Origin of the sequence: Brachyspira catarrhinii, assembly GCF_005518285.1 — a bacterium.
Lineage (GTDB): Bacteria > Spirochaetota > Brachyspiria > Brachyspirales > Brachyspiraceae > Brachyspira > Brachyspira catarrhinii.
Genome location: NZ_SJDU01000067.1, coordinates 1 through 8644, shown reverse-complemented (window position 1 = coordinate 8644; position 8644 = coordinate 1). Strand labels below are relative to the sequence as shown.

10 protein-coding genes are annotated in these 8644 nt (G+C 32.5%); 5 read left to right on the top strand and 5 right to left on the bottom strand.

From position 1 onward, the window contains the following. Positions 1 to 99: 99 nt before the first annotated feature. The 5 genes from EZH24_RS04015 (at position 100) to EZH24_RS03995 (ending at position 6164) form a co-directional block, all read left to right on the top strand. A complete protein-coding gene (locus tag EZH24_RS04015) occupies positions 100 to 1095 on the top strand; it encodes an ABC transporter substrate-binding protein (protein ID WP_137997841.1) in 996 nt (331 codons plus the stop codon). Positions 1096 to 1186: 91 nt separating this feature from the next. Then, positions 1187 to 2293 (top strand): ABC transporter ATP-binding protein, encoded by a 1107-nt coding sequence (locus EZH24_RS04010; RefSeq protein WP_137997840.1) that lies wholly within the window; start codon positions 1187 to 1189, stop codon positions 2291 to 2293. Beyond that, a complete protein-coding gene (locus EZH24_RS04005) occupies positions 2293 to 3990 on the top strand; it encodes an ABC transporter permease (protein WP_137997839.1) in 1698 nt (565 codons plus the stop codon). Before EZH24_RS04010 ends, EZH24_RS04005 begins: the two co-directional genes overlap by 1 nt. Before the next feature lie 4 nt (positions 3991 to 3994). Next, positions 3995 to 5068: an ABC transporter ATP-binding protein gene (locus tag EZH24_RS04000; protein ID WP_137997838.1), complete on the top strand. Its 1074-nt coding sequence runs from the start codon at positions 3995 to 3997 to the stop codon at positions 5066 to 5068. A gap of 139 nt (positions 5069 to 5207) precedes the next feature. After that, positions 5208 to 6164, top strand: coding sequence for an ROK family protein (locus tag EZH24_RS03995; RefSeq protein WP_137997837.1), 957 nt, complete (start codon positions 5208 to 5210; stop codon positions 6162 to 6164). An 11-nt stretch (positions 6165 to 6175) separates the two neighbouring features. Here EZH24_RS03995 and EZH24_RS03990 read toward each other — a convergent pair whose 3' ends face one another. The 5 genes from EZH24_RS03990 to EZH24_RS03970 form a co-directional block, all read right to left on the bottom strand. Continuing rightward, positions 6176 to 6835, bottom strand: a complete 660-nt coding sequence (locus tag EZH24_RS03990) for a Crp/Fnr family transcriptional regulator (protein ID WP_137997836.1) — start codon at positions 6833 to 6835, stop codon at positions 6176 to 6178. A gap of 146 nt (positions 6836 to 6981) precedes the next feature. Continuing rightward, on the bottom strand, positions 6982 to 7548 hold the full coding sequence (locus EZH24_RS03985; protein WP_137997835.1) for a 4Fe-4S single cluster domain-containing protein: 567 nt from the start codon (positions 7546 to 7548) through the stop codon (positions 6982 to 6984). An 8-nt stretch (positions 7549 to 7556) separates the two neighbouring features. After that, positions 7557 to 8072, bottom strand: a complete 516-nt coding sequence (locus EZH24_RS03980) for a hypothetical protein (RefSeq protein WP_137997834.1) — start codon at positions 8070 to 8072, stop codon at positions 7557 to 7559. Between the two features lie 49 nt (positions 8073 to 8121). Further along, positions 8122 to 8322 (bottom strand): DUF2997 domain-containing protein, encoded by a 201-nt coding sequence (locus tag EZH24_RS03975; RefSeq protein WP_137997833.1) that lies wholly within the window; start codon positions 8320 to 8322, stop codon positions 8122 to 8124. A gap of 54 nt (positions 8323 to 8376) precedes the next feature. Continuing rightward, a complete protein-coding gene (locus EZH24_RS03970) occupies positions 8377 to 8559 on the bottom strand; it encodes a hypothetical protein (protein ID WP_137997832.1) in 183 nt (60 codons plus the stop codon). Positions 8560 to 8644: the final 85 nt, after the last annotated feature.

Below are 8644 nucleotides of genomic sequence, written 5' to 3'. Positions count from 1 at the left end.
TTTTTAACTTCAATCAATTTCGATAGCTTATCAAGGAAAATAAAAAATCCTTGTTTAGTTATAAATAAAAAATTTTTTAACAAAGGAGTATTTTCAATTATGAAAAGACTATATTCATTCATGCTTTTTTTATGCTTTTGGGTTTTGGTGTCCTGCGGTAATTCAAGCAGCGAGGGAAAAGAACAGTTAATGGTTTATACCTCTATGAAAGAAGTTATCATAGGAAAAATCAGAGACGAATTCACGGCTAAATATCCCGATATAGAATTCGACTATTATTCCGCTGGCGCTGGCAAATTAATGGCAAAAATAGCGGCTGAAAGAGAATCTGGACAATTAAGCGTAGATGTTTTATGGACAAGCGAAATTCCAGATTTTTACTCGCTAAAAGAAGAAGGAGTATTGGAAACTTACGCTTCTTCCGAATTGCCTAATGTGGTAAGTCCCGTAGAAGACCCCGATAACGCTTTTTCTCCCGCAAGACTCGGAACGCTCGGAATAGTGTATAACACTACGAAGATTAAAAATCCTCCGACTTCTTGGGAAGATTTATTAAAACCAGAATATAAAAACGGTTTCGCGATAGCCAATCCCGCGTTATCTGGAACGGCTATGGTTTCTATAGCTTTAATAGAAAAGAATATGGGCTGGGATTATATTAATAAATTAAAAGAAAACGGCGCTAAAATGGGACAAGGTTCTGGACAAGTGGTTGACGATACTGCCAGCGGAGATTTAGTCGCAAGTTTGGGAGTAGATTATATAGTTTTGGACAAAATAGCGAAAGGCGCTACTTTGGGTTTCGTATATCCTAAAGAGATGATAGTTATACCAAGTCCAGTCGCCATAATGAAAGGAACTAAAAATCTCGAAGCCGCTAAAAAATTCGTAGATTTCCTTTTATCTGCCGAAGGACAAAAAATAATAGCTTCAAGTTACACTTTGCCCGTTAGAGAAGATGTGGATATAGACGAAAAATCTGGATTAGTTCATCCTAAAGAAGCGGTTGAAAGAGCGATGAAAATAGATTATATAGCCTTAAAAAGCGAAAAAGAAAGCATCATCAATCAATTTACGGAAATAATGAATAAGTAAATTATTTATTATTTTAATTCGATTATACCTTATTAAAAATTAAACTAAAAATTAATAAGGTATAATTTTATTTTAATTTTGAGAGGAAATAATGGCAAATATATTATTTAAAAATGTATTTAAATCTTTTGAGAATAAAAATATTTTAAAAGATTTGAGTTTTGAAGTTAATTCTGGAGAATGTTTTACTATAGTCGGACCATCGGGTTGCGGTAAAACCGTAGTTTTAAGATTGATAGCGGGATTCGAAGTCCCAGATAAAGGAACTATAACGATATCGGACAATATAGTAGCTTCGTCAAATCCGAAAGTATTCGTTCAACCCGAAAATAGAAAAGCGGGCGTAGTTTTTCAAGATTATGCCGTTTGGCCACATAAAACAGTTATGGGAAATGTTATATATCCTTTGGAAATTCAAAAAGTGGAAAAGAACGAAGCGAAAAGGATGGCGCAAAAGTCCATAGATATGGTTAATTTATCAGGCTTGGAAGACCGTTTACCTTACCAGCTTTCAGGAGGACAACAGCAAAGAGTCGCTTTATCGAGAGCTTTGGTTGCGGATAATAATGTTTTGCTTTTGGACGAACCTTTAACGAATTTGGACGCGAATTTGAGAGAGGAGATGCGTTTTGAAATAAAAGATATTCAAAGAAAAACGAACAATACGATTATATATGTGACTCATGACCAAGAAGTCGCTTTAGCGATATCCGACAGAATAGCCGTAATGGACAACAAAGGAAATTTTAGACAAATAGGAACTCCTTTGGAAGTTTATAAAAATCCAATCGACCCTTTCGTTTTTAAATTTTTAGGACTTGCAAATTTTATCCATTTAAAAGTAAAAGAGGGTAAAGTCGTTATATTTGAAAACGATAAAGATTTTCCTTATGAATTGAATAAAGATATAAAAGGGAAAGATAAATTTTTGGCTGCAATAAGACCGATGGATGTGGACATATCCAAAACCAAAACGGAAAATAGCATCGAAGGAATTATAGAAAGAACTTCGCTGCTCGGAGCTATAATAGATTATAAAATTAATATATACGACAATATAAGCGTAAGAAGTCAAATACAAACCGAAGAAGCTCATCAAAACGGTTATATATTTAACGAAGGCGAAAGTTGTTTTATAACATTTAACGATATAATTTTTTACGAAAACGACAATGAAATCGATAAGGAGATTTTTTAATGAAAAAGATAATTGATTTTTTAAAAAGAATTAGTATTGCCCAATTGGTTTTAATTTTATCTATACTTATATTGGTTATTATAGTAGCCGTTCCCGTTTTATTAATATTGTTTACCGCTTTCTTTGAAAATGGAAAATTAAATGTAGCGGGAGTCGTAAAGGTATTAACCGATAGAGACACATATTCGGCGCTTTTAAATTCTCTTATAATAGCGATAGGGACCACATTCATTTCTACTCTATTCGGAGTATTTTTTGCATGGCTTGTCGCAAGAACAGATTTGCCATTTAAAAAATTCATGAAAATAATGTTTCTCGTTCCTTTTATGCTTCCTTCGTTTATAGGAGCTTTGGCTTGGAAAATATTATTATCTCCAAATGCGGGATATATAAATAGGTTATTGGTAAAAATGTTTAATCTATCGTCATCTCCTATAGATATAATGACAATGGGAGGAATAATCGCCATAGAAAGCATGTATTTATTTCCTTTCGTTTTCTTGCAAGTTACAAGCGCTCTTGAAAGAATGGACCCTACGCTCGAAGAATCGGCAAGAATATCGGGAGCGGGACTTTTTACGATAACTACAAAAATAACATTGCCTTTGGTTTTACCGAGTATATTGGCGGGAGCTTTACTCGTTGCGTTATATTCTTTGGCTCATTTTGGAGTTCCAGCAATATTAGGAACGGAGAAAGGAATATACAATATCCCTACGAAAATTTACGAGAGAATATACGCTTCGGCGGGAAGTTTTTCGGCGATAAGAATAGGAACCATACTTTCAACGATTCTTGTCATATCGGCTGCTATTATACTTAAAGCTCAAAGTATGCTATTGAAAAGAGGGAAATTCCAAATTATAGCGGGCAAAAGTATGCGTCCAGTAGTTTTAAAACTCAGAGGATTAAAAACTCCTTTATTTATTTTCTGCATAATTTATATAGGAATAACCGTCATATTGCCGACTATTACGATATTTTTTATAGGCGGATTAAAAACTTACGGACTGCCGATAGCGTTGGAAAGTTTAACTTGGGATAATTATGTGGAAATATTTAAATGGAAAATGACGAAAGACTCCATAATAAACAGCATATATTTATCGTTATCTTCGGCATTTGTTACGATGCTTGTCGGAGTTATGATTTCTTATGTTATAGTAAAAATGAAAGTTAAAGGAAAATTTATAATAGAATTTTTGGGCGTTTTGCCTTTTTCTTTACCTGGAACGGTTATAGCTTTGGGAGTCATACTTACTTGGAGCGGAAGATTTGGAATCAATTTATATAATACGGCTGGAATCATATTCGTTGCCTACATTGCCAGATATATGGCTTTTTCTTTAAAATCGAATTCTGCGGCTTTAGAGCAAGTGTCGGATTCGCTCGAAGAAGCCTCGAGAGCATGCGGAGCGACTCATTGGCAAACACTTAAAAATATAGTTCTTCCGTTGGTAAGACCTGGTATGATAAGCGCTTTTTTCCTTATATTTTTGCCAGCGTTAAGAGAACTTACGACTTCCGTTTTGCTTTACGGACCTAAAACTAGAACTATAGGAGTCGCAATATACGCCTTAAACGAAGACGGAGAGACAGTTAGAGCGGCGGCTTTGGCTTCCGTAACTTTAGTCATTATATTTTTCGCCGAAAGTATAATTCGTTATTTTATATCGAAACTTCAAAAGCAGGAGTAGTAAAATGTCATTAAAATTAGTAAATATAACAAAAAACTTTAATAAAGTCGTAGCTGTTAATAAACTTAATATAGAAGTAAACCAAGGAGAATCTTTTTCATTTTTAGGACCTTCGGGTTGCGGTAAAACCACGACATTAAGAATGATAGCGGGATTTGAAGATATAGACGATGGAGAGATAATCGTAGACGATAAGGTATTTTCTTCAAGCTATAAAAAATTCTATTTGCCTCCAGAAAAAAGAGATTTCGGGATGGTATTTCAAGCGTTTGCCGTTTGGCCACATTTAAAAGTATGGGATAATGTCGCTTTTCCTTTGGCTATAAAGCATATTGATAAAATAGAAATAGAAAAAAGAGTAAATAACGCTTTAAAGCATACGAATTTAAGTTACGCTAAAGACCTTTATCCTTCCACTCTTTCTGGAGGAGAACAGCAGAGAATCGCATTGGCAAGAGCGGTTGCCACAAATCCTAAAGTAATGCTTCTTGACGAGCCTTTGTCAAATCTCGACCCAAAATTGAGAGAACAGATGCGTTTTGAAATAAAAGATTTGCAAAAACAATTCGGCTTTACCGTAATATATGTGACGCACGACCAAGCGGAAGCGATGGCTTTGTCCGATAGAATATTAGTTATGAATTTCGGAGTATTGCAACAACTTGACACTCCTTTAAATGTTTATAATAATCCTATAAATAGATTCGTGTTTAGTTTTATAGGTTTGTCGAACTTTATTCCCGTGATATTCAAAAACGGAAAAATATTTGTAAAAAATCATGAAATAGCGGGAAATATAGAAGTGGATATTCCCGAAAATTATAATAAAATCGACACTTTGGCATGTCGACCTGGAGAAATAGATTTCGTATCTTCTGGCGGAATAAAAGGCGCTATTCACAGAAGCACTTATTTAGGCGATATGGTAGATTATTCGATAAAGGTTGCTGGAAGCGAAGAAGTCGGCGAAGATATTTTTATTAGAGTGCAAAAACCATCGAGAAAATATATTCTTAAAGACGGAGAAAATTGTCAATTGCTGATAAAGAGAACATTATGGTATGGAGAAGACGATTAAAATTTTCTTTATGATTAAAAGGGCATGTCGTATAATTCGCATGCTCTTTTTTAATAAATTTATTATAAATTTATTAAACTTGACAAATTAAATTCTTATTCTAAAATATACCAGACTATTTTTTTGGAGAAATTAAATTATGAAAGATGTAGTTATAGCTTTAGATATTGGCGGAACTTCAATGAAAGGTGCCGTTGTAGAAGAAAACGGAAATATTTTATATAAAGAAAGTTTTGAAGTTAATGCGAGTCATACAACCGAAGAACATAAAAAAAGAATAAAAGAAGTCGTTGAAAAATTAAAATCTAATATTCCCGTTGGTTATAAAGCGATTGGTTTGGGAATAGATTGTCCTGGAGTAGTAAATAAAGAAACCGTTCATATTGGAGGAGCGGAAAATGTCCCTGGTTTGCATGGATTAAAATTTTCGGATATAGGAGATTTATTCAATATTCCAGTTCAAACCGTAAACGATGCGAGCGCCGCCGCTTTAGGAGAGGCAAAATACGGAAGCGGTAAAGAAAAAAATTATCAATCTATATTGTTTATCACTTTGGGAACGGGAGTAGGAGGCGGATTAGTCCTTAACGGAAAATTATTCACGGGAGCTTTGGGAGGAGCGGGAGAGCTTGGGCATGTATTCGTTGTTCCAGACGGAGACAAATGCAATTGCGGTTCTTCGGGATGCATAGAAAGATACGCCTCGGCTACGGGATTTATAAATATGGCAAAACAGAAGATTCATAAAAATCTTATTCCAACTTCTTTGACTTACGAAATATTGGATAAAGGAAAGGCGAAGGCTTTATTCGATGCGGCAAAAAACGGAGACATTTTGGCAAAAGAAACTATAGCGGAATGTTCTTATTATCTGGGAATGTCGATAGCTCAAGCTTTGAATATGCTCGATTTGGATTTGGTTCTTATTGGCGGAGGTTTATGCAAAGATTTCGATATGATGATAGACGATATTAAAAGAGCGGTTAATAATTACGGTTTGCGTATGATGGTTCGCAATTTGGAAATAAAGCCCGCTTCATTGGGAAACGATGCGGGAGTTTTAGGTTGCGCCGCTTTGTTTTTTAGAAATAATTAATTTTAAAAAAATTATATATTTAGAATATTTATTTTGCTTCCGTTAAGTTCTATCATTTTTTCTTTTGCAAGTCTATTTAATTCTCTCGATAGCGCGCTTCTGTCGGCGGAAATGAATTCCGCTAATTTGTCTCTGCTGTAAGGAACTGTTATTTTTTTGGATTTTTGCATATTCGACATATATTTTAAATATAAAATAATTTTGCTTCTTAAACTTTTTTGACTCAAAATATCGTTTTTAATCGAAAGAAATTTATTTTTATCGGATATGATTTTTAATAAATTTTCTATAAATATATTTTTATTTTTTTCAAAATTATTATCGAATATATTTTTTATGTCGATTTTTATCAATTCGCTTTCGCTTAAAGATACTGCCGTTATGGGCGATATTTTATTTGTGGAAAGCGCTATCGCTTCGGCGAATATTTCTCCTCTTTCAAGTATATTCACAATATTTTTTCTCGCATCGTCATATTCTTTAGATATTTCGATTTTTCCGTTTAATATTATGTAAATAGATTCTACTTTATCTCCCGAGTCGATTATTATATTTCCTTTATCGTAGGATTTTTTTTGAGATTTAAAATTTTCTAAAATATTTGGAATTTCTTTTTTGTTTATATTTTCAAAAAGATTCGTTTTTATTATCGCGTTTATATAGTCTGTCATATTTTTTATTCTAAATTTTATTGATAAAAAATCAATATTAAAACAATTTTATTTGTCAAAAGCATTAACATAAAATATAAAGCGTAAATAAACGACTAAAAAATATTAATTAACTTTTAAATACACATAATTTTTAATTATATAAATTACTCCACTATATTGAAAAAATCATCGGGATAGCCATACATATCGATTTTTCCGTTTTCGTCAATATCGATTTCCACATAAGTTCCGTTAATTATCTCTTCGTTTTTATATCTGTCGGTTAAAAAATCCATGACTTGATTATCCGAACCGAACAAATGATTATTTATATTTCGTCTCTCTTCGATATATCGCCCAGAGATTAATAAATCGGCGTAATCGAAAATTTCCGCTTTTCCGCTTAATTTAATTTCTTCTTTTTCGTAGCCAGTGTAAAGTATTATTCCGAGATTTAATTCTTTTATAAGTTTTATCAATTTTAATAATTCTTCAAACTGCTCGAGAGGTTCTCCTCCGAGTATCGAAACTCCGCTTATATTATATTTGTAAGTAGCTTCTTTTATTTGAATAATTAAATCTTCCGTTTTTATATAAAAGCCGCCTTCAAAATCATGCATCGATTTATTCCAGCAGCCTTTACATTTCAAACCGCATCCTTGCATCCAGATTGCAAATGTATTTCCAAAACCGTATATACTCGAATTATTATTAATATGAGCGAGTCGCATTTTAATTTTTATCTAACTTCTCTAACTAAAGTAAGCTGAATTTTATTGTCTTTTTTTGTTTCGACAACTCTATAGCCTTTAGCTTTCGCTTTTTCCATTATAGCTTTCTTTTGAGATTCTATATACGCAAGTCTCTCTCTTTCGAGTCTTTCCGCTTCTTCTTTAAGTTTTATTTCGTAAACATTATTATAAGATTTTTCAACTTTTATAAGAAAAGAAGAAATATCGTTATTCCAACTGTCATGGTTTAAAATATATTTTCCGCTTACAAATTCAAAATATGCCTCCCATATGAATATATAAGCCAAATCTTCAACATTTGTAATTTTTTCGTAATAAAGTTTTCCATTTTTAGATATTTTTACTGGTATAAACCCTTTTTTGTTTATTTCTTCTTCCATATCTGAATGGACAATATAAATTTTTCCGTTTTCTATTTTGTATTTGTATCCGCATTTTTCCAAAGCCTCCAAAAGTATTTCTTTGCTTATAAAAGGCGTAGTGGTTTTTACTAAACAACTCATTTTTTTCTCTCCTCGCCATCGGCGTGCCTTTGGCATAATTAATTATTTTTTATTTTTGAATATTAATATTTTTTTGACTAACATTAACTTTTTGATAATATTCGTCAGTTTTCTTAACTTCTTTTATATCGGCAAGTTCGTTTAAAATTTCCTCGACTTCCGATAAACAAGCCTCTCCTTTAATTCCATCGGTTTTCAAATCCAAACTTCCGTCTTCGTTAATTGTTACCGTTATTCTTTGCTCTTGCATAATTTTCTCCTCGCCGTAGGCGTGCCTATGGCATAAAAATTAATTAAAATTAAATTATTTAAAATCGTTAATATCGATTGTTTTCATCAAATCTAAATTAGTATTTTCAATATCCATAATATAAGAAAGAGAGGATTCGTTATTTTTCTTATTATAGGCGTTTTTATAAATTCTATTAAAATCCTCTATCAATCGATTAATCATAAATATATGTTCGTTTCCAATTTCTAATTCCATACTTTCTAACTCCTTAATCGTGTTATTTATATGATTTTCTCTTTTGTTTCTTTTTCCTTTATAAGCCTTTCATTTTCTTTTAAAA